Here is a 20,654-nt window from a genome sequence, read left to right as displayed (position 1 = left end):
GCAACCGCGCTACAATTCCGTCGGGACAGGCCCGGCGGAAGGAGAGTTCCGATGCAAGATGTGCCGAGCGAAGCCGCCCCGACCGAAACCGTGGCGGATATGTCCCTGCTGCTGGTCGACGACGACAAGCCGTTCCTGACCCGGCTGGCGCGCGCCATGGAGGGACGCGGCTATCTGGTGCGGACCGCCGAAAGCGTCTCGGCCGGGCTTGCCGCCGTCGAAGAAGCCGCCCCGGCCTTCGCCGTGATCGATCTGCGCCTCGCCGACGGCAACGGACTCGATGTGATCGCGCGGTTGAAGGAACGCAGGCCCGACGCACGCGGCATCGTGCTGACCGGCTATGGCAATATCGCGACCGCCGTCAGCGCCGTGAAGCTCGGCGCCTTCGACTTCCTCGCCAAGCCCGCCGATGCCGACGAGATCCATTCGGCCTTGGCCGCCTCGCGCAATGCCCGCCCGATGCCGCCGGAAAACCCGATGTCGGCCGACCGGGTGCGTTGGGAGCATATTCAGCGCGTCTATGAATTGTGCAGCCGCAATGTCTCTGAGACGGCGCGCCGTCTCGGCATGCACCGACGCACCTTGCAGCGCATCCTGGCGAAGCGCGCGCCGCGATAGCTTTCAAAGCTATCGCCTTCACGTCATTCCGGGCGGAGCCCCCGGGGCCGATCTTCGATCGGCCCAAGGATAAACTCCGTGGAGACCCGGAATGACGGCGTTTCGTTCTCGATCGTGGCCGGCCAGCAAAATGCCGCGCAGCCTCACACCGGCGGCGGGTTGATCTGCTTGAATCCGCCTTCGCGCCAATAGGGATAATGCGGGTAGGCCGGCGTCACCGCGCTCGCCGCATCGAGCCGCGCGACCTGCTCGCGCGTCAAACTCCAGCCGACGGCGCCGAGATTCTGGCGCAGTTGCTCCTCGTTACGCGCGCCGATGATGACGCTGGAGACGCTCGGGCGGCGCAGCAGCCAGTTCAGCGCGATCTGCGGCACGGTCTTGCCGGTCTCCTCGGCGAGCGCATCCAGCACATCGACGATGGCGTAGAGCCGCTCATCGTCGACCGGCGGGCCGAAATCGGCGCTTTCATGCAGGCGGCTGCCGGCGGGAAGCGGTTGGCCACGGCGGAGCTTGCCGGTCAGGCGACCCCAGCCGAGCGGGCTCCAGACCATCGCGCCGACCTTCTGATCGAGCCCGAGCGGCATCAATTCCCATTCATAGTCGCGCCCGACCAGCGAGTAATAGACCTGGTGGGCGACATAGCGCGGCCAGCCATGGCGGTCGGCGGCGGCGAGCGACTTCATCAATTGCCAGCCGGAGAAGTTGGAGGCGCCGACATAGAGCAGCTTGCCGGCCCGCATGAGCGCGTCGAGCGCGCTCAAGACCTCCTCGACCGGCGTGGCCGCGTCGAAAGCATGGAGCTGCAACAGGTCGATACGGTCGGTGCGCAGGCGCTTCAGCGCCGCCTCGACGCCCGCGACCAGGCGCAGACGCGAGGTGCCGGCCTGCAAGGGGCCATCGCCCAATGGCAGGCCGAGCTTGGTCGAGATCAGCGCCTGATTGCGCCGGCCCTCCAGCGCCTCGCCCAGGATCGTCTCCGACGCGCCGCTGGAATAGACATCGGCCGTGTCGAAGAGCGTGACGCCCGCCTCCAGGCAGATGTCGACGAGGCGCCTGGCCTGCGCGACGTCGGTGTCGCCCCAGGCGCTGAAGAGCGGCCCCTCGCCGCCAAAGGTGCCGCAGCCGAAGCTGAGGGCGGGGACTTTCAGGCCGGATGCGCCGAGCTGTCGATAATCCATGAGATTTCTCCTGTGATTCAGATGGTCGCGACGCGGGCGCTGCGCCGCTCGATGGCGAGGCTCCAGGCGGCGAGGCCAAGCGCCGCCAGCGGCACCAACGCGGCGATCGGCGCGATGCCGGCGAGGCCCGGGCCATGGCTGATGACGAAGCCGCCGAGCCAGGCGCCGAAGGCATTGCCGAGGTTGAAGGCGGCGATATTGAGGCTCGACGCCAGCCCCTGGCCTACGCCGCCGGCCTGCTGCAGCACCCGCATCTGCAGCGGCGCGACCGTGGCGAAGGCGGCCGCTCCCAGCGCAAAGGCCGCAACGACAGCGCCGATCTTGCTGTGGAGGGCGAAGCCGGCTGCGACCATCACCAGCGTCAGCAACAGCAGCGTGCCGATCAGGGCGGGCTGGAGGCTGCGGTCGGCCCAGCGGCCGCCGAGCAGATTGCCGACGACGAGGCCGGCCCCGAAAACCAGCAGGATCGGCGAGACCGCCTCCTGGCTATAGCCCGCGAGCTCGACCAGCAGCGGCTGGATATAGGTGAAGACCGCAAAGACGCCGCCGAAGCCGAGCACAGTGATCAGCAGGCCGAGCTGGACCTGCGGCCGGGCCAGCACCGCAAACTCCTCCGAGAGCGGCGCCAGCGGCGCCGTCTCGCGAGCCTTGGGCACGAAAAGCGCCAGGATGACGAAAGCCAGGATGCCGATCGCGGTCACCGCCCAGAAGGTCGCGCGCCAGCCATAGGCCAGGCCGAGCCAGGAGCCGAAGGGCACGCCGAGCAGCGTCGCCAGCGTCAACCCCGTGAACATCACGGCGATGGCCGAGGCCTTGCGCTCCGGCGCGACAAGCCCGGTCGCGACGACCGAGCCGACACCGAAGAAAGTGCCATGCGCCAGCGCCGTGACGATGCGCGCGGCCATCAGCCAGCCGAAGCTGGGGCTAAGTGCACAGGCGAGATTGCCGAGAGTGAAGATCGCCATCAGGACGAGCAGGGTCGTCTTGCGCGGCAGCCCGCGGGTCGCGACGGTCAGGATCGGCGCGCCGACGAAGACACCGAGCGCATAGCCGGTCATCAGCAGACCGGCTGCCGGGATCGAAATGCCGAGATCACCCGAGACCTGCAGCAGCAGGCCCATGATGACGAATTCGGTGACGCCGATACCGAAGGCGCCAACAGTGAGGGCATAGAGTGCGACGGGCATGACGGCTTTCCCAGGAATGGTCAGGAGGCAGGGATATGGCCGTTCGCACGCCTATGAATTAGATTGCCGTCAGGACATTGATTTGTGAGGTGAAGTCATCATGCCGCGGCCAGACATCAACCGCTCCGGCGAGATGGAGGTGTTCGCGCGGGTGGTTGAGCTCGGCGGCTTCTCGCCGGCGGCGCGCTCCCTGCGGATGACGCCCTCGGCGGTGAGCAAGCTGATGGCGCGGCTCGAGGCGCGGCTCGGCGTGCGCCTGATCATCCGCTCGACCCGCAAGCTCCAGCTCACCGAGGAGGGCGCGACCTTTCATGCCGGGGCGTTGCGCGTGCTGGCCGATCTCGACGAGGCCGAGCGCTCGGTCGCCGCCTGCCAGATTCCGCGCGGACGGTTGCGGGTGAATTCGAACGTGCCCTTCGGCCGGCATTACCTGCTGCCGCTCGCGCCGCGCTTCATGGCCGCCCATCCCGGCGTGCAGCTCGACATCACCATCACCGACCAGGTCATCGACCTGATGGACGAGCGCGCCGATGTCGCGATCCGGGTCGGGCCGATGCGCCCCTCGCAGCTCGTGGCGCGCAAGCTCGGCGCAGCCGCGATGGCGATCGTCGCCTCGCCCGACTATCTCACCCGCCACCCGGCGCCCAGGAGCGTCGCCGATCTCGCACGGCACGACCTGATCACCTTCAACTTCGCTCGCCATTGCGACGAATGGCTGTTCCGTCTCGACGGCAAGCGCCTCTCCTCCCGGCCCATGGCCGCGTCACGGTCGGCGACGGCGAAAGCGCGCGGCAACTCGCCCTGAACGGGCAGGGGCTGGCGCGGCTCTCCCTCTTCCATGTCGGCCACGACATCGCGGCCGGCCGGCTCGTGCCGGTGCTGGAGGATTTCAATCCCGGCGATGTCGAGGAGATCAACGCGGTCTATGTCGGCCATGGCGGCCGCTTGCCAGCCCGCGTGCGCGCCTTCATCGACTTCCTGGTCGAGACGGTGGACCTGACGGCACCGCCCGAGGCCTCAACGCAGGAGCGCGCCGGCGTCGCCGAGGCTGTCGCCACTTAGCCGGGACCGTCGTTGCGAGGAGCGCCAGCGACGAAGCAATCCAGGGGGATGTCGAGCGAGCCCTCCTGGATTGCTTCGCTGCGCTCGCAATGACGGTCTCGGCAGAACAGAAAGCGGCCTAAAGCCCTGGATCCTCCAGCAGTGCCAATCGTCCAGCCGCCAGCTTGGCGAAGGCGATGGTCAGCGCCTTGCGCCTGGCGCCGCTGAGCGGGTGGCGGGGCGCGTCGCGCAGCATCTCGCCGCCATAGGCGTCGGCGACGATCAGCCCGACGTCCTCGGGCAGGATCTCGCGCGGGAATTCCGGCGCGACCGCGAAGAGGAAGCCGTCGCAATAGTCGCGATAATCCGGCCATTTGCCGTCGACGCGGTAATCCTCGACCCCGGATTTGACCTCGACCACGAGCAATTCACCCGACGGCGAGAGCGCGACGATGTCGCCGCGCCGACCATTGGCGAAGGTCATCTCCTTGACGATGGCGTAGCCGCGCTCGCGCAGATGCCGGCCCGCGCCACGGCAGACGGCGCGGGTGATGTCGGGCCGCGTCGGTGGCGGGTTCAGGCGGGCGTCGGTCAGGGACATGGCCCCATGTTCCCTGTTTGTGCCCGGCGCGGCAAGTCGAAATTTCTTTCAGCAGGTGTGTTGGAGCCCGACTGCCACGCTGCCATCCTCGCCGAAGCGCGTCATGGTCGGGCTTGACCCGACCATCTCCTAAACCAGAGCACTCTGGTCATGAGATTCTCGGGGCCAAGTGTTGTCTTGAGAGATATCGCCCGAGAGTGACGCTCTACGATGGATCCGGGACGACCTGCGGTCGCCCAGGATGACGGCGCGCTCTGTCTTGAAACGTGAGGCGCGACGATCATCACCCTCTAGGCATTTGCTTCGACTTGCTTATGGTGCCGCCGCCTTGGACAGCTTTCTCGCCCCCCTCCTGATCCTGATCGCCGCGGCCGCCATGTCGGCCGTGCTTTGCGTCGCCTTGCGGCCGCTGCTCACGCGCTATGCGCTGGCGCGCCCCAATGCACGCTCCAGCCACAGCATCCCAACGCCGCAGGGCGGCGGGATCGCGGTCCTGGCCGGAGCTTTCCTGGCGCTCGGCCCCGGCCTTCTGCTCGGCCCACTCCCGGCCGGGGCGCAAAACGATCTCCTGCTGGTCGGCGCTGCTGCGATTCTGCTCGCCATCGTCGGCGCCTGGGACGATATCCGGCCGTTGCCGGCGAGCCTGCGGCTCGTGCTGCAAGCGGCCTGCGTCGGGCTCGTCGTCGTCTATGCTGCGCCGGGCCTGCGGCTGTTTCCCGGTCTCATGCCGCTTGTGCTGGAGCGAGCACTGGCGCTGCTGGCCGGCATCTGGTTCGTCAATCTCGTCAACTTCATGGACGGGATCGACTGGATCACCATCGCCGGCATCGTGCCCCTGACCGGCGCCCTGGCGCTGGCTGGACAGGCGGGCGCGCTCGATCTGGGCAGCGGCTGGCTGGCGGCGGCGCTCTGCGGCGGGCTGATCGGCTTCGCACCCTTCAACAAGCCCCGCGCCCGGCTCTTCCTCGGCGATGTCGGCTCGCTGCCGATCGGCCTGCTCACGGCCTATCTGCTCTACAGGCTCGCCGGAAGCGGCGCTTTTGCGGCGGCACTGATCCTGCCGCTCTACCATCTCTGCGACGCCACCCTGACACTGCTGCGCCGATTGGCGCGTGGCGAAAAAATCTGGGAGGCGCATCGCTCGCATCTCTACCAGCAGGCGACCACGAACGGCTTCAGCGTGCTCGGCATCGTCACGCGGATCGCCATCCTGAACCTGGTCCTGATCGCGCTGGCCGCGCTCAGCCTGCGTATCCCCGGCCTCTGGGGACAACTCGCCTGCCTTGCAGTGGCACTGCTGCTGACCGCGGCTCTGCTGCGCGCCTTTGCCCGCCCGAAGGCCACCCATGGCTGAGCCGCGTATCCTCGTGACCGGCGCGAGCGGCTTCGTCGGACCACATGTCGTCGCGGCGCTGCGCGATGCCGGCTATCGCCTGCGACTGACGCAGCGCCGCGCCACCGCGGCCCCACCCGGCATCGAAACCGTCGTAACGGGCGACATGAGCGCGCCCATCGACTGGCGAGCCGCGCTGGAAGGCGTCGACCATGTCGTGCATATGGCCGGGCTCGCCCATGCCGGCCCCGGCCTCGATGAGGCGCTCTACCGGCAGATCAACACGCAGGCGACGCTGGATCTCGCTGAAGCCGCCAGGCAAGCGGGCATCGCGCGCCTGATCTATCTCTCCTCGATCAAGGCGCTGAGCGGGGCTTTCGACGGACCGCCCTTACGCGACGACGACAGCCCGGCGCCCGACGACGCCTATGGCCGCTCCAAGCTCGCCGCCGAGCAAGGCCTGGCCGGGCTCGATCTCGACTGGGTGAGCCTGCGCCCGGTTCTGATCTACGGGCCGGGCGTGAAGGCCAATATGGCGGCGCTGCTCAGGCTCGCACGCCTGCCCTTGCCCCTGCCGCTCGGCGGGCTCAACGCGCCGCGCTCGCTGCTGGCGGTGGAGAACCTGGCTGAAGCGATCCTGTTCGCACTGACGCCGGCCTGCCCGTCCCGCAGGAGCTATATCGTCTCGGATCCCGAGCCGATCAGCGTCGCGGAGATCATCACGGCGATGCGGGCGGGCCTGGAGCGCAAACCCGGACTGATTCCCGTGCCCGCACGATGGCTCGGCCTTGCCGCCCGTCTTGCCGGCAAGCAGGACGCCTTCGCCAAGCTGAGCGGCGGGCTCATCGCCGCGCCGGACGCTCTGCTCAGGGCCGGTTGGCGGCCGCGGGTCGCGATACCGGCAGCTCTGGCCCGGCTTGCGGCTTCGCCCGCAGCCTGAAATCGGGGATCGCCTCGTCGAGGATGGCCTCGGCGGCGGCGCGCTCGTCATTCTTGATGCCGACTTCGAGCCGCGCCAGCCAGCCCTGCATGCGCGAACGCCCGGCGAAGATCGGCTTGGCCGCCATGACGCCGTCGAGCCCCGTCTCGGCCTTGGGCTCGTCGCGCGCGAACAGGATCTCGTTGAGGCGCTCGCCCGGCCTGACGCCGGTGACCGCGATCTCGATATCGATGCCGGGCTCATAGCCGGCCAGCCGGATCATCCGCTCGGCCAGGTCCATGATTTTGACGGGCTGGCCCATCTTGAGGATGTAGACGGCGGCGCGCTCGGCCTCGGGCTCGTCGCCGCGTGCATGCGAGGCGGCGGTCAGGACGAGATCGCAGGCCTCGCGGATCGTCATGAAATAGCGGATCATCTCCGGATCGGTCACCGTCACCGGACCGCCGCGCTCGATCTGCGCCTTGAATTTCGGCACCACCGAACCGACCGAGCCCAGCACATTGCCGAAGCGCACGGCGACCAGCCGCATGCCGGCGGCGGCGGCGACGAACTCGGCATCGCGCGACTGGACATACATCTCGGCGAAACGCTTGGTCGCGCCCAGCATCGAGACGGGCTCGATCGCCTTGTCGGTCGAGATCAGCACGAAGATCTTGGCGCCGGCCGCGATCGCGGCGTCCGTCACATTCACCGAGCCGAAGACGTTGGTCTTGATGCCTTCCGTCCAGTCGGCTTCCAGATAGGGCACATGCTTCAGCGCCGCCGCGTGGATGACGATGTCGGGCGCGAAGGCGGTGAAGAGCGGCGTGATGCGGGCGCGGTCGCGCACATCGGCCAGCGCGCCATTGACCACGGTCTGGTGGCCCTGGGCGATGAGCTCCTCGGTGATCTGGAAGAGCGCAGGCTCCGAGCTCTCGACGATCAGCAGTTCGGCGGCGCCGAAGGCGGCGCAACGCAGGCAGATCTCGGAACCGATCGAGCCGCCGCCGCCGGTGACCAGCACGCGCTTGCCCTTCAGGAAGGAGCCCAGGCGCTCGCGATCGATCGTGACCGTGGGGCGAACCAGCAGATCCTCGATCTCGAGCGGTGCGAGCTCGGTGTCGCGCATGCCCTCGCCCAGGCTGTCGACGCGCGAAATCGGCAAGGCGAGCTTGCGCGTGCGCGCCAGCCATTTATCGGGCTCGGCTTCGGGAACAAGCGCGCTCGCCGTTGCGACGATGCGGCGGAAAGGCTCGCCGCGCTCGGCGGCGTCCAACGCCACCGTCTCGATCTCCGCCAGCAGGCCCAGCACCGGAACACCGCGGATCGACTGGCCGAGATCATCCGCGCGCGGCGACAGGATGCCGGCCGGCCGCAGATTGCGCATGGTGCCGGCCTCCATGGCGCGGATCACCATCTCGACCTCGACGCCGCGCCCGAGCAGCAGCGCCGGCAGGGTCTGGCCGCGCTGCGCCAAGTGCTTGGAGCGGGAGTATTTGAAATAGCGATAGGCGAGCCTGGGGCCGCCGAGCAGCGCGTTCTGCACCAGCCAGTAGAGCGCGATGGTGATCTTGCCGAAGAAGAACGTGCCATAGAGGTTCGGCGCAACCAGGACATAGTCGGCCACGAGCAGGGTCAGGCTCAGGATCGAGACCGCCTTGACGATGTTCGACAGGTCCGGCAGCGAGGCGAAGCGCCATTTCGAGCGGTAGAGCGAGAAGAACCAGTAGACCAGCCCGGCATAGGCGACGAAGAACGGCAGGCCGCGCGGCAGCAGCCTGAGATGCTCGGCGAGCTGCCAGTTCTCGAAACGGATGACGAAGACGAGCCAGATCGCCAGCGCCGTGACCACGAGATCATGGACGATGACGGCGAGCTTCTTGAGATTCTGTTTGGAGAAAGAGGCCATGGCAGGCGGGGTATCCCGCTCCCCGGAGGGCTTGTCAACGCAAGCGGAGGCCGGAGCCGCTCAAGCGGCGCCGACCGGCGGCTCCAGCGCGGCCATGATGAAGTCGATCATCTCGTCGATGCTGGGCCCCGGCATGCGCGAGCATTGCGACATCAGCAGCGGGTGATGAAAGCGGATCATCGCCGTGCGGATGCAGCGGGTGGCCTCACCGGGATCGACCTTCCGGAACGCCCCGCTCTCGACGCCCTCAGTGACGACCTTGCACATCAAGGCGTCGAACCGGGCGATATGGCCCAGGATCGCGTCCCAGCTCTCCTCCATTGCCGCGCAGACCATCTCATGCATGCGCTGCTGGTCGGCATAGCGGGCCTGGTTGATGCGGTAGGAGGTCTGCAGCATGTCGCGCAGGCGGTCAGTCACCGGCCGGTCCTGAGCCGCGATCTCAGCCAGCGCCGCTTCGTGCTCGCCCTTGTAGCGCGCCAGCACCGCCTCGTTGATCGACTTCTTCGAATCGAAAAAGCGATAGACGTTGGCCGGGCTCATGCGCAGCGATTTGGCGATGTCGGCAACCGTCGTCTTCTGGTAGCCGATGTCGCGAAAGAAGCGCTCGGCCGTGTCGACGATGGTTTGCCTGGTATCGCGTTCAGGATGGCTCAACGCGGTTGTCCGATGTGCTGATTGGCAGGCAGTCTTCGGAATTTGTTGGTATGACGAATTTCATCATTCGTCAACTTCATGACAGACAAAGACTTTAGCCGATTTGTGCAAGGTGCCGATTGCACATTCTTGCCGCCGATCGCCCCCGGACAGCGGGCGATTGCACCCGGCTCAGGCGAATCCGGCCCTCTGCCGCGCCAGCGCCAAAAGCGCCTCGACATCGAGATGGGCCGCCAGATGGTCCGCCAGCCGGTCGAGCGTGGCATCGACATCGGCCTCGTAGGAGAATTCAGAGGCAACGCCGCCGACCGCCGCAAGCCAGGCCGTGCGGACCGGATCGGCCGAGAAGACGCCATGCAGATAGGTGCCGACGACGCGGCCATCCGGGCTCGCTGCACCGTCAGAGCGGGTACCGACGCGAAACGGCGCTCTTGCGGTGTCGGCGCCCTGCGTGCTGCCGAGATGGATCTCATAGGCGCGGCCGCTGGCACCGCTCGCCGCATGGGCGATATCGACCTCGCGCACGGTCTTCTCGCGATCGAGCACCGTTTCGACATCGAGCAGGCCCAGCCCCGCAGCTTCGCCGGCCGGCCCCTCCAGGCCGAGCGGATCGCGCACGACACGGCCCAGGATCTGATAGCCGCCGCACAGGCCCAGCACATGCCCACCACGCCGCCGATGCGCCAGGATGTCGATATCCCAGCCCTCGCTGCGCAGAACGGCGAGATCGCGCAGCGTCGTCTTGGAGCCGGCAAGGATAATCAGATCCGCGTCGCCCGGCAGCACCTCGCCACGCCGGACCAGGACGAGATCGACGCCGGGCTCGGACTTCAGCGGATCGAGATCATCGAAATTGGCGATGCCCGGCATCACTGGAACCGCGATCTTCAGGCCGGCGCCGGGCTTGCGCGCGCCCGAGCGCAGGTCGAGCCCGTCCTCCGCCGGCAGCCTCGCGGCTTCCGCGAACCAGGGCACGACACCCAGGCAGGGCCAGCCGGTCGCGGCCTGGATCGTCTCGACGCCGGCGCGAAACAGGCTGGCGTCGCCACGGAAGCGGTTGATGGCGAAGGCCCGGAGCATGGCGCGATCGGCCTCCTCCAGCACCGCATGCGTGCCAACGAGGCTGGCGATGACGCCGCCGCGATCGATGTCGCCGATCAGGATCGCAGGCACGCCGGCCGCACGGGCGAAGCCGAGATTGGCAATGTCGCGCGCGCGCAGATTGGTCTCGGCCGGCGAGCCCGCGCCTTCGACGATGACCAGATCGGCCCCAGCGCATAATCGCTCGAAGCTTTCCAGCACCTGAGGCAGGAAGTCGCCGCGCCTGGCATAGTCGCCAGACGCCAGATGGCCGGCGACACGCCCCTGCAGCACGATCTGGCTGCCGGTCTCGCTTTCGGGCTTGAGCAGCACCGGGTTCATGTCGACATGGGGCGCGATGCGGGCGGCGCGGGCCTGCAGGGCCTGGGCGCGGCCGATCTCGCCGCCCGGCGTCGCCGCCGCATTGTTGGACATGTTCTGCGGCTTGAATGGCGCGACCTTCAGCCCGCGATCGGTGAAGAGGCGGCAAAGCCCCGCGACGATCAGGGATTTCCCGACATTGGAGCCGGTGCCCAGGATCATGATTGCGGGGGTGCGCGCTAAGCTCATGCGCTGTGATTAGAGCATGCCCGCGCAAAGGGGGAGCCGGTTTTCGGCATCATGCCCGCACCGTCGCCGAGAGCTGCAGGCAGTAGCCGCAGCAGTCTCTGAAGACGCGGTGCAAAAAAGGGGGGTCACCGGTTCACGCCAATATCCCGCAACGTCAAAGGGGCGAAGCCGCCGCGGGCGCCCGTCGTGAACCGGCTTGGACAGATAAGCATTGATCGCTGACGAATGTCAACATTCATCACTCCATATTCCGCCGGGCCAATCCACGAATCCTCGCTTGACCATCCGGGATGCGCTGCGGCCCATGGCATGGTAGAGGCCCTGCCTGCTTTCGCCCAGAACAGCTTCGCTCGAGCCGGCCCGATGACGATGAACCCGATCTTCTCCGCCCTGCAGACCAGCGTTTTTGAGGTGATGTCGCGGCTCGCGCGCGAGACCGGCGCCGTCAATCTCGGCCAGGGCTTTCCCGATGACCCCGGCCCCGAGGATGTCCGGCGCAAGGCGGCCGATGCGGTCATCAATGGCTGGAACCAATATCCGCCGATGATGGGCCTGCCCGAGCTGCGCCAATCCGCCGCAACCCATTTCAAGCGCTGGCAGGGGCTCGATCTCGACCCCGACGCCGAGGTGATGGTGACCTCGGGCGCAACCGAGGCGATCGCCGGCGCGCTGATGGCCCTGATCACGCCGGGCGACGAAGTCGTGCTGTTCGAACCGATGTACGACGCCTATGTGCCGCTGGTGCGCCGCGCCGGGGGCATTCCAAAATTCGTGACGCTGACGCCGCCGGCCTTCGGGCTGAGCGAGGAGGCGCTCGCCAAGGCGTTCTCGCCGAAGACCCGCGTCGTGCTGTTCAACAACCCGCTGAACCCGACCGCGACGATCTTCAGCGAGGCCGATCTCGATCTGCTCGCCGCTTTCTGCGTCCGGTTCGATGCGGTCGCGATCTGCGACGAGGTCTGGGAGCATGTCGTCTTCGACGGCCACAGGCACAAGCCGATGCTGTCGCGGCCGGGCATGCGCGAGCGCACGGTGAAGATCTCCTCGGCCGGCAAGGTCTTCTCGCTGACCGGCTGGAAGGTCGGGATGGTGATGGCGGCGCCGAACCTGATGCGGGTGCTGGCCAAGGCGCATCAATACATCACCTTCACCACGCCGCCGAACCTGCAGGCCGCCGTCGCCTACGGACTCGGCAAGGATGATTCCTATTTCGAAGGCATGCGCGCCGATTTCCAGCGCTCGCGCGACCGTTTCGCCGCCGGCCTGACAGGGCTGGGCTTCAACGTCCTGCCCAGCGTCGGCACCTATTTCCTGAATGTCGACATCGGCGCGCTGGGGGAGAGCGACGATGTCGCCTTCTGCCAGCGCCTGGTCATGGAAAACGGTGTCGCGGCGATTCCGGTCAGCGCCTTCTATGCGGAAGGAGCGGTCAAGACCGTGGTGCGCTTCTGCTTCGCCAAGCATGATTCGACCCTGGACGCCGCGCTGGAGCGGCTGGCCGATTGGCGAAAAGCGGCCTGACGGCCACTTGCGGGGGGCGGAAGCCCCGCTCTCAAGCCTTGTTCAGCGCCTCGACCAGCGCGCCGGCCTTGATCAGGCGCGCCTCGAGATGTTTGGCATTGGCGGCGAAGCCGGCCGAGCGCATGGCCTCGATGGCGACGGCGATCTGCGTCAATGCCTGCCTGGCGAGAGCCGCGTCCTTGCGCCGTTCCGCAAGCCGCATCATCGGCAGCGCCTGATTGGCTGAACTCGTCGCCCAGAGCAGCGGCACGCTCTCGCGCCGACGCTCCTCAAGAGCTGCGGCGAAGACGGCGATCGCCTCCTCGAATACGACCGGATCGCGGTAGCGCTCGCCCATGGCGACAAGCACGCCGCCCATCTGGTCCTGCAGTTCGGCCCAGCGCAAAGGCTCCCGGGCGCGGTCAACCGCCTTGGCAACCCGGTTGAAACCGTTGAAGGCGCGCTCGAGCAGAGCGAGGTCGTTGCGGCGTCCGCCGAGCGCGGCGCGGGCGCGCGAGATCATGTGCTCGGCCTCAAGCCAGCGCGCCTCGTCGCGGTTGCGATCCCAGACGGCGAGGACCGTGGCGAGCGCCGTGACCGCTTCCTCCAGCAGCGCATCGTCCTCGCGCGATTCACCGATCGTGACGGCAAGCCGGCCGAAGCGGACCGTCAGCGCGTGCCAGAGGAGCGGCGCTTCGTCGCGGTGGAGGTGCTCCACCCCCGCCCGGCAGCGCGCAAGCGCCTCGACACGGAGATCTTCCATGCCGGCAATCTCGGCGAGAGCTTCAAGTGTGGCGGCGAGCGCGTCCTGCGCGCCAGCGAAAGCAACCGTGTCCTCCAGGCTGTCGAGCCCTTCGAGCAAACGGTGCAGCACGGTCACGGCGGCATCATAGCCGTCGCGCCCACCGAAATCCTCGCTGAGCCGCGCCAGCGCCTTCGCCTGGGCGAGCGCGACAGCACGGCTGCGGTCGACATCGGCGAGGCCGATCAGGGCGGACGCCTCGCCATAGCGGCCAGCGGCCTCGCGATAGGCCTCCGGCGTCGTTCGCAGGAAGCTGATTCCCGCGCGGTCGGCCCGATTCTCGCCGATCCGGAGCCGCTGCGCGACCGGCAGCGTCGAGAGATCGCTCGCGCCTCCAATCGAATGGAGTTCAGCTTGAGCAAGCGCCTTATCTGCGTCGGCGAAGCGTCCGTCTGCAAGCGCAGACGCCGCCTCGCTGCGCAGGCGACGGGTTTCCTTGTCGCCGAGCGGCGCGCCAAGCCGGCCGGCCAGAGCGAGGAAATCCACCGCCCTGCGCTCCAGCAGCGCCTCCCCGGGAGGCGCAGAGCCGGGACGGCGCAGCCAGTCGGCAACCATGGCCGGCAGCACCACCATCGGCAGGCCGTATCGCCCGGCGACGCGCGCCAGGAGCGGCGCGAGCTCCTCGGACTGACTAATGGCTGCCTCCCGTCCCGGCTTGGCGCTGGCGCCTTACTTGGCGACGTCTTACTTGGCCGCGATGACCGCGATCTCGACCGTGAACTGCGGCGCGGCGAGCTTGGCCTCGACCGTGGCGCGGCCCGGTGTCGCGCCCGCAACGATCCACTTGTCCCAGACACCGTTCATCTCGGCAAAGGTCGCCATGTCGGCCAGCCAGATGTTGACCATCAGCAGCTTCGTCTTGTCGGTCCCGGCCTCGGCCAGCAGCGAATCGATGATGCCGAGGATATCGGAGGTCTGTTCGGCGACGCTCTTGCCGGCCGCCTTGTCGGCAACCTGGCCGGCGAGATAGACGGTGTCGCCGTGAACGACGGCCTTGGACATGCGGGGGCCGACGCCGATGCGCTGAATGCTCATGCTCTTGTCTCCTGAAAAAGGGCGTTTGCTGGTAGCCCGAGCCGGAAGCTTTCGCAAACGCTAAGGCAGGCCGTCAGGCCAGCGTCGTCCAGCCGGCCCAGAGCGCGCCATAGCGCGCCGCCTTGCCGAGGAGCACGAGCCCGATGAAACGCCCAAGCGGATAGTTCAGCGTGCCCGCCACGAATGTCAGCGGATCACCCAGGACAGGCAGCCAGGCAAAGAGCAGGGACGGCCAGCCGAAGCGCGCGAACCCGCGCTGCGCCCTGGCGAGTTTGTCCGGGTCGGGCCGCAGCCTTGCCGGCAGGCGCTCGACGCCGCCATGGGCGATCAAGCGGCCGAGCCACCAGTTGGCGACAGAGCCTGCGGTGTTGGCGAGACTCGCGACCAGGAACAAAGCCAGCGGCGCGACGGATTTGGCCGCCAGCAGTCCGACAAAGACAATCTCCGACTGCGCCGGCAGCAGCGTCGCGGCAATGAAGGCCGCGCCCGCCATCAGACCGAGAGCGGAAAGATCGAGCTGCTCCAACACCGCCAAAAGTTCCTATCGCGCCGCGTTTTCTTCACGCGAACCGGTATCCACTTCGCTCGAAAACGCTCTACAGCATCGGATCGAATATCGTATTCGGTCCGATGCTGTAGCTCTTTGATTTTGCATCGGCTTCTTCCGAAAACCGCATTCCACTTTTCGGGCCGATGCTCTCGCTGGCCAGGGCATCAGTCCAGCATCCTGGCAAGCGCATTGACGGTGTTGGCGTTGCGCAGCGTGCCGATGCCGAGTTTTTTGGTCGTCAGATGCGAGAGCAGCTTCGTCTCGCTCGGTTTGCCGCCGAAATCGATCCATAAATCACCGTCCGCGAGGGCGAGCCCAATACCGGGCGTGGCGATCCTGCCGAGCCTGGACAAGGCGTCCGGGCCGAGTGGGCTTCGCATGACGCGGATGCCGATATCGGCGCTATTCCCTTCCGGGAAGGGATTTTGGGCGGCAAGCCGCCGCCAGGCCTGCGCCGTGCGCAGGATGATATCGACATGCTTGCCGAAACGCGTACGGAAAGCCGCTTCCAATCGGCTCTCAATTGCGGGGAGGGGCTCGTCCTCGCCCTCGAAGATCAGATTGCCGGTGGCGACCCAGCTGCGCGTATCGCCAAAGCCGAGCGCCGCCACCATAGCCTTCAGATCCGCCATCACCAGCCGCTTGCCGGGGCCGAGCACGATCGAGTGCAGAAGGGCGACATAGGTCGTCATGCCGGCTCTACAGCCGCCGCAGCGCCACTTGCTGGATGCGGTGGCTCGCGCCCTTGGTCAGGATCAGGCTGGCGCGCTGGCGGGTCGGCAGGATGTTTTCCTGCAGGTTCGGCAGGTTGATGCCGCTCCAGAGCTTCTCCGCGATCGAAAGCGCCTCGTCCTCGTCGATCTCGGCATATTTGCGGAAGAAGGAGCGCGGATCGCGGAAGGCGGTCTGGCGCAAGGTCATGAAGCGGTTGACGTACCAGCGATGCAGATCGTTCTCGTCGGCGTCGAGATAGACCGAGAAGTCGAAATAATCCGAGACGAAGGGGATGACTTTGCCGTCCTTGGGCATGCGGCTCGGCTGCAGGACGTTCAGGCCTTCCAGGATCAGGATGTCGGGCCGCTCGACCGTGACCTCCTCGCCCGGCATCACGTCATAGACCAGATGCGAATAGACCGGGGCGGAGACCGACGGCTTGCCGGCCTTGACGTCGGAGAGGAAGCGCAGGATCGCCGAGCCGTCATAGCTTTCGGGAAAGCCCTTGCGCTGCATCAGCCCGCGCCGCTCCAGCTCGGCATTGGGCAAAAGGAAGCCGTCAGTGGTGACGAGCTCGACCTTGGGCGTGTTGGGCCAGCGCGAGAGCAGCGCCTTCAACACGCGCGCCGTGGTCGACTTGCCGACGGCGACCGAGCCGGCGACGCCGATGATATAGGGAACCTTGACCTCGGCCTCGGCCATCAGGAAGCGCTGCGTCGCCTTGAACAGGCCTTGCGTGGCCGCGACATAAAGCGAGAGCAGGCGCGACAGCGGCAGGTAGATCGCCACGATCTCGTCCAGCGAGATCGGGTCGTTGATCGATTGCAGCTTGGTCAGGTCGTCAACCGACAGCGTCAGCGGCGTGTCGGCGCGCAAGTGCGCCCATTCATCGCGCGTGAAGCTGCGATAGGGCGAGCCCAGCTCGGGATCGGCCGGGGCAGGGATCAGACGCTGGTCCATGAGGCGACCCGCATTCCAGGCTTCGAGGTTCAACGCAGGACTAGCCTCGGCTTCTCAACGGGACCGCGCGGCCTTCTCCGCCAGACCGGAGCGCACCGTGCGGGCCTCAAGCTGGCTCAACACGTCCCGCAATGCAACATCGCGTGACAAAAGCACGACTAACAGATGATAGAGCAGATCGGCGCTTTCGGCGATCAGCTCGTCGCGATCGCCCTTCACGGCGGCGATGACGGCCTCCACCGCCTCCTCTCCGAGCTTTTTTGCAGCGCGTTCAGGCCCCGCCGCGATGAGCTTCGCCGTCCAGGATTCCTCGGGCGAGGCTTTCGCGCGCTCGGCGATGATGCGTTCGAGGTCCGCGAGGGTGAAAGCGCTCATCAGCTCAATCCAGCCGCATCGCCAGGCCCGCCGCCGCCATGTGGTCCTTGGCCTGCTGGATCGTGTAGGTGCCGAAATGGAAGATCGAGGCCGCGAGCACCGCGCTGGCATGGCCATCCCGCACGCCCGCCACGAGATCGTCGAGATCGCCGACGCCGCCCGAGGCGATCACGGGAACCGAGACGGCATCGGCGATGCGCTCGGTCAGGCCGAGGTCATAGCCCGATTTGGTGCCGTCGCGGTCCATCGAGGTGACGAGCAGTTCGCCGGCGCCGAGCGAGACGACCTCGCGGGCGAAGGCGACGGCCTCGAGCCCCGTGGCGTTGCGCCCGCCATGGGTGAAGATCTCCCAGCGGCCGGGCGAAACCTGCTTGGCGTCGATGGCGACGACGACGCATTGGCCGCCGAACTTTTCCGCCGCCTCCTTGACGAAACCGCGATTGGTCACGGCCGCCGTGTTGATCGAGACCTTGTCGGCCCCCGCCAGCAGCAGCGCCCGGATATCCTCGACCTTGCGCACGCCGCCGCCCACCGTCAGCGGCATGAAGCAGGCCTCGGCCGTGCGGGTGACGACATCGAACAGGATGCCGCGATCCTCATGGCTCGCCGTGATGTCGAGAAAACAGAGCTCATCGGCGCCCGCCGCGTCATAGGCCTTGGCGGCTTCGACCGGATCGCCGGCGTCGACGAGATCGAGAAACTTCACGCCCTTGACGACGCGGCCGTCCTTGACGTCGAGGCAGGGGATGATGCGGGTTTTCAGGGTCATCAGTGCTGCTGGGTCAAGGCGAAATCGGATAATCGAGCGCATATAGCGCCGCGGCCGCCCGGCACGCAAACACAGCCCGCAGGGGGCCCGGATTGATCGGTGGCGCGTTCCCTGCTCTCCTGCTCGCCATAAGCAAAAACCGAGGGGTTTCCACGATGATCACGACGGTATTCAAGTGCCTCACTGTCGGGCTTGGCCTCGCTGCCGGGCTCGGCCTGAGCGCAGCTGCGCTCGCCCAGGCCCCGGCGAGCCAGCTCGACGGCATCCAGAGCCGCGGCGCGCTGCAGGTCTGCACCACCGGCGACTACAAGCCGTTCACCCTCGCCAAGGACGGCAGCTATGAGGGCATCGACATCGAGCTGGCGAAATCGCTCGCCAAGGCGCTCGGCGTCGAGGCCAAGTTCGTCCAGACGAAATGGTCCGATCTCCTGACCGATATGGGGGCGGGAAAATGCGACGTCGCCATGGGCGGCATTTCGGTGACGCTCGACCGACAGAAGAAGGTCTTCTTCTCCGCGCCTTACCTCATCAACGGCAAGGCGCCGATCGTGCGCTGCGCCGACAAGGCGAAGTTCCAGACAATCGCCGACATCGACAAGCCGGAGACCCGTGTCGTGGTCAATCCCGGCGGCACCAATGAGCGTTTCGTGCGGGCGAACTTCAAGAAGGCCGACATCCGCGTCTACCCGGACAATGTCACCATCTTCGACGAGATCCTGGCCGGCCGGGCCGATCTGATGATCTCGGAATCGATCGAGACCAAGGTCCAGGAGAAGGCCAAGCCCGGCTTATGCGCTGTCAATCCCGACGAGCCGCTGCAATATGGCGAGATGGGCTACATGCTCCCGCGCGGCGACGCGACCTTCAAGGCCTTCGTCGACCAATGGCTGCATCTGGCCAAGGCGACAGGCGAATTCGCCGGGATCTACAACCAGTTCGTGAAGTGAGGGATCAAACCGGCAGCAGTCGGCGGCTCAGGCCGCCGCCTCGCTTCCGGCCTTCGCCACCCGCGCCAGCGCAGCGCTCGGGTCGATCCGCCCGTCATAGAGCGCCCGGCCCGTAATCGCGCCCTCCAGGATTGCCGCATCGGGCGCACAGAGCCGCTCGATGTCGGCCATGGAGGCAAGCCCGCCCGAGGCGATGACGGGGATCGTCAAGGCCTTCGCCAGCGCGATGGTGCCGTCCCAATTGATGCCCTGGAGCATGCCGTCGCGGGCGATGTCGGTGTAGACGATCGCCGCGACGCCGGCATCCTCGAAGCGGCGGCCGAGATCATCCGCCGCCAGCGCCGAGGTTTCGGCCCAGCCTTCGACTGCGACATAGCCGTCGCGCGCATCGATGCCGACCGCGACCTGGCCCGGAAAGGCCTTTGCCGCCGCTTTGACGAAGCCGGGATCGCGCACCGCGGCCGTGCCGATGATGACACGGCGCACGCCCTTCCTCAGCCAGCCCTCGACAGTCGCCATGTCGCGGATGCCACCGCCGAGCTGCACCGGGAAGGCGACGCGGGCGAGGATCGCCTCGACAGCCGCCGCATTCATCGGCTTGCCCGCGAAGGCGCCGTCGAGATCCACCACATGCAGCCAGTGGAAGCCCTGGGCCTCGAAGGCGGCTGCTTGAGCAGCCGGATCGTCATTGAAGACGGTGGCCTGGCCCATGTCGCCCTGTTTGAGGCGGACGCACTGGCCATCCTTGAGATCGATGGCGGGAAACAGAATCACGGCGTCCACCTGAGGAAATTGGCGATCAGCTTCAAGCCGAGCTTCTGGCTCTTCTCGGGGTGGAACTGCGTGCCGGCGACATTGCCACGCGCCACCATCGCGGTGACGGGGCCGCCATGCTCGGTCAGCGCCAGCACATCCTCAGACCGCGTGGGCGTCAGCGCATAAGAGTGCACGAAATAGGCGTGCAGCCCTTCCGGCCCGGTCTCGATGCCGTCGAGCAGCGCATGCTCGTCCTGCTTGTGCAGGGTGTTCCAGCCCATATGCGGGATCTTGAGGCTGTCATCATCGGGCACGATCAGTGCGACATCGCCTGGAATCCAGCCAAGGCCCTGCGTCACGGTGTATTCGAGCCCGCGCGAGGCCAGAAGCTGCATGCCGACGCAGATGCCCAGGAAAGGCCGCTGCTTCCGGCGGACGACCTCATCGAGGGTCTCGACCATGCCCGGCACGGCATCGAGCCCGCGCCGGCAATCGGCGAAGGCGCCGACACCAGGCAGCACGATGCGATCGGCCCGGCGCACCTCGGCGGTGTCGCTGGTGACGCGGATGGTCGAGGCAATGCCGGCCTCGCTCGCCGCACGCTCGAAAGCCTTGGCGGCCGAGTGCAGATTGCCCGAGCCGTAGTCGATGATGGTGACGAGCTGGCTCATCGGCCCCGCGCCTCCGGGAACAGGCCGATGATCGGCAGCGAGGCTGCGGGCTGCGGGCGTGCGGGTGCAACCGGGGCCGCGCGCGGCGGCACGACCTCGCCGGCCAGGGCACGCTCGAAATAGCGCCGCTCGGCCTCGGGCAGTCCCCGCGCCTCGACGACATCGGCCAGCCGCCAGCCCTGGCGCGCGAGCTTGCGGGCGATCAGGTTCTGGCCCTCGAAACCAAGAAACAGCGCCAGCGCCCAATGCGCCAGGAGCAACGCACCGGTGCTGAGGCCGAAGCGGCTCTGCACATAGAACAGCGCGCCCCAGATAAGCGCGAAAACGACGGTCGCCAGCCAGAGCCGGTTGAACAGCAGCCAGAACCCGCCCAGCACGAAGGCCGACCAGGTAAACGTCTCCGGCAGCAGGCGCGCCTGCTCGATCTCCTCGCGCGGACCGCCGGAGCCCGGCGGCGGGATCATCACGGTATAGAACGCCAT

Annotated in this window: 21 protein-coding genes and 1 pseudogene; 6 read left to right on the top strand and 16 right to left on the bottom strand. The window is 67.2% G+C overall.

The window, feature by feature from the left end:
• Window positions 1-51 precede the first annotated feature (51 nt).
• A complete protein-coding gene (locus BHK69_RS04975; RefSeq protein ID WP_069689141.1) occupies window positions 52-618 on the top strand; it encodes an ActR/PrrA/RegA family redox response regulator transcription factor in 567 nt (188 codons plus the stop codon).
• 143 nt (window positions 619-761) lie between these two features.
• On the opposite strand, the gene BHK69_RS04970 is transcribed toward BHK69_RS04975, so the two are convergent.
• Window positions 762-1,796 carry an aldo/keto reductase gene (locus tag BHK69_RS04970; protein ID WP_069689140.1) on the bottom strand — a complete coding sequence of 345 codons (1,035 nt, stop codon included), beginning with the start codon at window positions 1,794-1,796 and terminating at the stop codon, window positions 762-764.
• A 17-nt stretch (window positions 1,797-1,813) separates the two neighbouring features.
• Window positions 1,814-2,983, bottom strand: coding sequence for an MFS transporter (locus BHK69_RS04965; protein ID WP_069689139.1), 1,170 nt, complete (start codon window positions 2,981-2,983; stop codon window positions 1,814-1,816).
• A gap of 100 nt (window positions 2,984-3,083) precedes the next feature.
• Between BHK69_RS04965 and BHK69_RS04960 the strand changes: the two are divergent.
• Window positions 3,084-4,045: pseudogene (locus tag BHK69_RS04960) on the top strand (LysR family transcriptional regulator).
• Between the two features lie 118 nt (window positions 4,046-4,163).
• On the opposite strand, the gene BHK69_RS04955 reads toward BHK69_RS04960, so the two are convergent.
• Window positions 4,164-4,625, bottom strand: coding sequence for an MmcB family DNA repair protein (locus BHK69_RS04955; RefSeq protein ID WP_069689138.1), 462 nt, complete (start codon window positions 4,623-4,625; stop codon window positions 4,164-4,166).
• A gap of 328 nt (window positions 4,626-4,953) precedes the next feature.
• Between BHK69_RS04955 and BHK69_RS04950 the strand changes: the two genes are divergently transcribed.
• Both BHK69_RS04950 and BHK69_RS04945 read left to right on the top strand, forming a co-directional pair.
• Window positions 4,954-5,979: an MraY family glycosyltransferase gene (locus BHK69_RS04950; RefSeq protein WP_244548399.1), complete on the top strand. Its 1,026-nt coding sequence runs from the start codon at window positions 4,954-4,956 to the stop codon at window positions 5,977-5,979.
• Window positions 5,972-6,898, top strand: coding sequence for an NAD-dependent epimerase/dehydratase family protein (locus BHK69_RS04945; RefSeq protein WP_069689137.1), 927 nt, complete (start codon window positions 5,972-5,974; stop codon window positions 6,896-6,898). The genes BHK69_RS04950 and BHK69_RS04945 overlap by 8 nt, the downstream gene beginning before the upstream one ends.
• On the opposite strand, the gene BHK69_RS04940 is transcribed toward BHK69_RS04945, so the two are convergent.
• From BHK69_RS04940 to BHK69_RS04930, 3 genes are all read right to left on the bottom strand, one after another.
• Window positions 6,825-8,786, bottom strand: coding sequence for a nucleoside-diphosphate sugar epimerase/dehydratase (locus BHK69_RS04940; protein ID WP_069689136.1), 1,962 nt, complete (start codon window positions 8,784-8,786; stop codon window positions 6,825-6,827). The genes BHK69_RS04945 and BHK69_RS04940 overlap by 74 nt on opposite strands.
• 60 nt (window positions 8,787-8,846) lie before the next feature.
• The gene (locus BHK69_RS04935) at window positions 8,847-9,443 is read right to left on the bottom strand and encodes a TetR/AcrR family transcriptional regulator (RefSeq protein WP_069689135.1); all 597 of its coding nucleotides are present in this window, start codon (window positions 9,441-9,443) and stop codon (window positions 8,847-8,849) included.
• A gap of 171 nt (window positions 9,444-9,614) precedes the next feature.
• Window positions 9,615-11,093: a cobyric acid synthase gene (locus BHK69_RS04930; RefSeq protein WP_069689134.1), complete on the bottom strand. Its 1,479-nt coding sequence runs from the start codon at window positions 11,091-11,093 to the stop codon at window positions 9,615-9,617.
• Window positions 11,094-11,462: 369 nt separating this feature from the next.
• Between BHK69_RS04930 and BHK69_RS04925 the strand changes: the two genes are divergently transcribed.
• On the top strand, window positions 11,463-12,614 hold the full coding sequence (locus tag BHK69_RS04925; RefSeq protein ID WP_069693381.1) for an aminotransferase: 1,152 nt from the start codon (window positions 11,463-11,465) through the stop codon (window positions 12,612-12,614).
• 31 nt (window positions 12,615-12,645) lie between these two features.
• On the opposite strand, the gene BHK69_RS04920 is transcribed toward BHK69_RS04925, so the two are convergent.
• The 7 genes from BHK69_RS04920 to hisF form a co-directional block, all read right to left on the bottom strand.
• Window positions 12,646-13,968 carry a hypothetical protein gene (locus BHK69_RS04920; RefSeq protein ID WP_069689133.1) on the bottom strand — a complete coding sequence of 441 codons (1,323 nt, stop codon included), beginning with the start codon at window positions 13,966-13,968 and terminating at the stop codon, window positions 12,646-12,648.
• Window positions 13,969-14,079: 111 nt separating this feature from the next.
• Window positions 14,080-14,430, bottom strand: a complete 351-nt coding sequence (locus tag BHK69_RS04915) for a RidA family protein (RefSeq protein ID WP_069689132.1) — start codon at window positions 14,428-14,430, stop codon at window positions 14,080-14,082.
• Window positions 14,431-14,503: 73 nt separating this feature from the next.
• Window positions 14,504-14,959, bottom strand: coding sequence for a YqaA family protein (locus BHK69_RS04910; protein ID WP_244548398.1), 456 nt, complete (start codon window positions 14,957-14,959; stop codon window positions 14,504-14,506).
• A gap of 185 nt (window positions 14,960-15,144) precedes the next feature.
• Window positions 15,145-15,672, bottom strand: a complete 528-nt coding sequence (locus tag BHK69_RS04905; RefSeq protein ID WP_069689131.1) for a DUF1697 domain-containing protein — start codon at window positions 15,670-15,672, stop codon at window positions 15,145-15,147.
• Window positions 15,673-15,679: 7 nt separating this feature from the next.
• Complete coding sequence (gene coaA / locus BHK69_RS04900) at window positions 15,680-16,654, bottom strand: type I pantothenate kinase (RefSeq protein WP_069693379.1); 975 nt, start codon at window positions 16,652-16,654, stop codon at window positions 15,680-15,682.
• 54 nt (window positions 16,655-16,708) lie between these two features.
• A complete protein-coding gene (locus BHK69_RS04895; protein ID WP_069689130.1) occupies window positions 16,709-17,029 on the bottom strand; it encodes a phosphoribosyl-ATP diphosphatase in 321 nt (106 codons plus the stop codon).
• A gap of 4 nt (window positions 17,030-17,033) precedes the next feature.
• A complete protein-coding gene (gene hisF, locus BHK69_RS04890; protein ID WP_069689129.1) occupies window positions 17,034-17,798 on the bottom strand; it encodes an imidazole glycerol phosphate synthase subunit HisF in 765 nt (254 codons plus the stop codon).
• Window positions 17,799-17,953: 155 nt separating this feature from the next.
• Here hisF and BHK69_RS04885 point away from each other — a divergent pair, with 155 nt between their 5' ends.
• Entirely contained in the window at window positions 17,954-18,745 is a 792-nt protein-coding gene (locus BHK69_RS04885; RefSeq protein ID WP_069689128.1) for a transporter substrate-binding domain-containing protein, read from the top strand.
• A 27-nt stretch (window positions 18,746-18,772) separates the two neighbouring features.
• On the opposite strand, the gene hisA is transcribed toward BHK69_RS04885, so the two are convergent.
• The 3 genes from hisA to BHK69_RS04870 are packed head-to-tail and all read right to left on the bottom strand — an operon-like array spanning window position 18,773 to window position 20,654.
• Window positions 18,773-19,528, bottom strand: coding sequence for a 1-(5-phosphoribosyl)-5-[(5-phosphoribosylamino)methylideneamino]imidazole-4-carboxamide isomerase (hisA, locus tag BHK69_RS04880; RefSeq protein ID WP_148663320.1), 756 nt, complete (start codon window positions 19,526-19,528; stop codon window positions 18,773-18,775).
• Window positions 19,516-20,172, bottom strand: coding sequence for an imidazole glycerol phosphate synthase subunit HisH (hisH, locus tag BHK69_RS04875; RefSeq protein WP_069689127.1), 657 nt, complete (start codon window positions 20,170-20,172; stop codon window positions 19,516-19,518). The genes hisA and hisH overlap by 13 nt, the downstream gene beginning before the upstream one ends.
• Window positions 20,169-20,654 (bottom strand): DUF2628 domain-containing protein, encoded by a 486-nt coding sequence (locus tag BHK69_RS04870; protein ID WP_069689126.1) that lies wholly within the window; start codon window positions 20,652-20,654, stop codon window positions 20,169-20,171. The genes hisH and BHK69_RS04870 overlap by 4 nt, the downstream gene beginning before the upstream one ends.

The sequence above is a fragment of the Bosea vaviloviae genome (genome assembly GCF_001741865.1).
GTDB classification, from domain to species: Bacteria; Pseudomonadota; Alphaproteobacteria; order Rhizobiales; family Beijerinckiaceae; genus Allobosea; species Allobosea vaviloviae.
The sequence above is the reverse complement of the archived record's forward strand: the minus strand, read 5'-3'. Positions and strand labels throughout refer to the sequence as shown.

Bases quoted from the DNA above. Each gene is read 5' to 3' on its own strand.
- hisF (WP_069689129.1), bottom strand. From the start codon at position 17,798: ATGACCCTGAAAACCCGCATCATCCCCTGCCTCGACGTCAAGGACGGC.
- BHK69_RS04895 (WP_069689130.1), bottom strand. From the start codon at position 17,029: ATGAGCGCTTTCACCCTCGCGGACCTCGAACGCATCATCGCCGAGCGC.
- BHK69_RS04975 (WP_069689141.1), top strand. From the start codon at position 52: ATGCAAGATGTGCCGAGCGAAGCCGCCCCGACCGAAACCGTGGCGGAT.
- BHK69_RS04970 (WP_069689140.1), bottom strand. From the start codon at position 1,796: ATGGATTATCGACAGCTCGGCGCATCCGGCCTGAAAGTCCCCGCCCTC.
- BHK69_RS04920 (WP_069689133.1), bottom strand. From the start codon at position 13,968: ATGGTGGTGCTGCCGGCCATGGTTGCCGACTGGCTGCGCCGTCCCGGC.
- BHK69_RS04915 (WP_069689132.1), bottom strand. From the start codon at position 14,430: ATGAGCATTCAGCGCATCGGCGTCGGCCCCCGCATGTCCAAGGCCGTC.
- BHK69_RS04965 (WP_069689139.1), bottom strand. From the start codon at position 2,983: ATGCCCGTCGCACTCTATGCCCTCACTGTTGGCGCCTTCGGTATCGGC.
- BHK69_RS04925 (WP_069693381.1), top strand. From the start codon at position 11,463: ATGAACCCGATCTTCTCCGCCCTGCAGACCAGCGTTTTTGAGGTGATG.
- BHK69_RS04870 (WP_069689126.1), bottom strand. From the start codon at position 20,654: ATGGCGTTCTATACCGTGATGATCCCGCCGCCGGGCTCCGGCGGTCCG.
- hisH (WP_069689127.1), bottom strand. From the start codon at position 20,172: ATGAGCCAGCTCGTCACCATCATCGACTACGGCTCGGGCAATCTGCAC.
- BHK69_RS04940 (WP_069689136.1), bottom strand. From the start codon at position 8,786: ATGGCCTCTTTCTCCAAACAGAATCTCAAGAAGCTCGCCGTCATCGTC.
- BHK69_RS04930 (WP_069689134.1), bottom strand. From the start codon at position 11,093: ATGAGCTTAGCGCGCACCCCCGCAATCATGATCCTGGGCACCGGCTCC.
- BHK69_RS04945 (WP_069689137.1), top strand. From the start codon at position 5,972: ATGGCTGAGCCGCGTATCCTCGTGACCGGCGCGAGCGGCTTCGTCGGA.
- coaA (WP_069693379.1), bottom strand. From the start codon at position 16,654: ATGGACCAGCGTCTGATCCCTGCCCCGGCCGATCCCGAGCTGGGCTCG.
- BHK69_RS04905 (WP_069689131.1), bottom strand. From the start codon at position 15,672: ATGACGACCTATGTCGCCCTTCTGCACTCGATCGTGCTCGGCCCCGGC.
- BHK69_RS04885 (WP_069689128.1), top strand. From the start codon at position 17,954: ATGATCACGACGGTATTCAAGTGCCTCACTGTCGGGCTTGGCCTCGCT.
- BHK69_RS04955 (WP_069689138.1), bottom strand. From the start codon at position 4,625: ATGTCCCTGACCGACGCCCGCCTGAACCCGCCACCGACGCGGCCCGAC.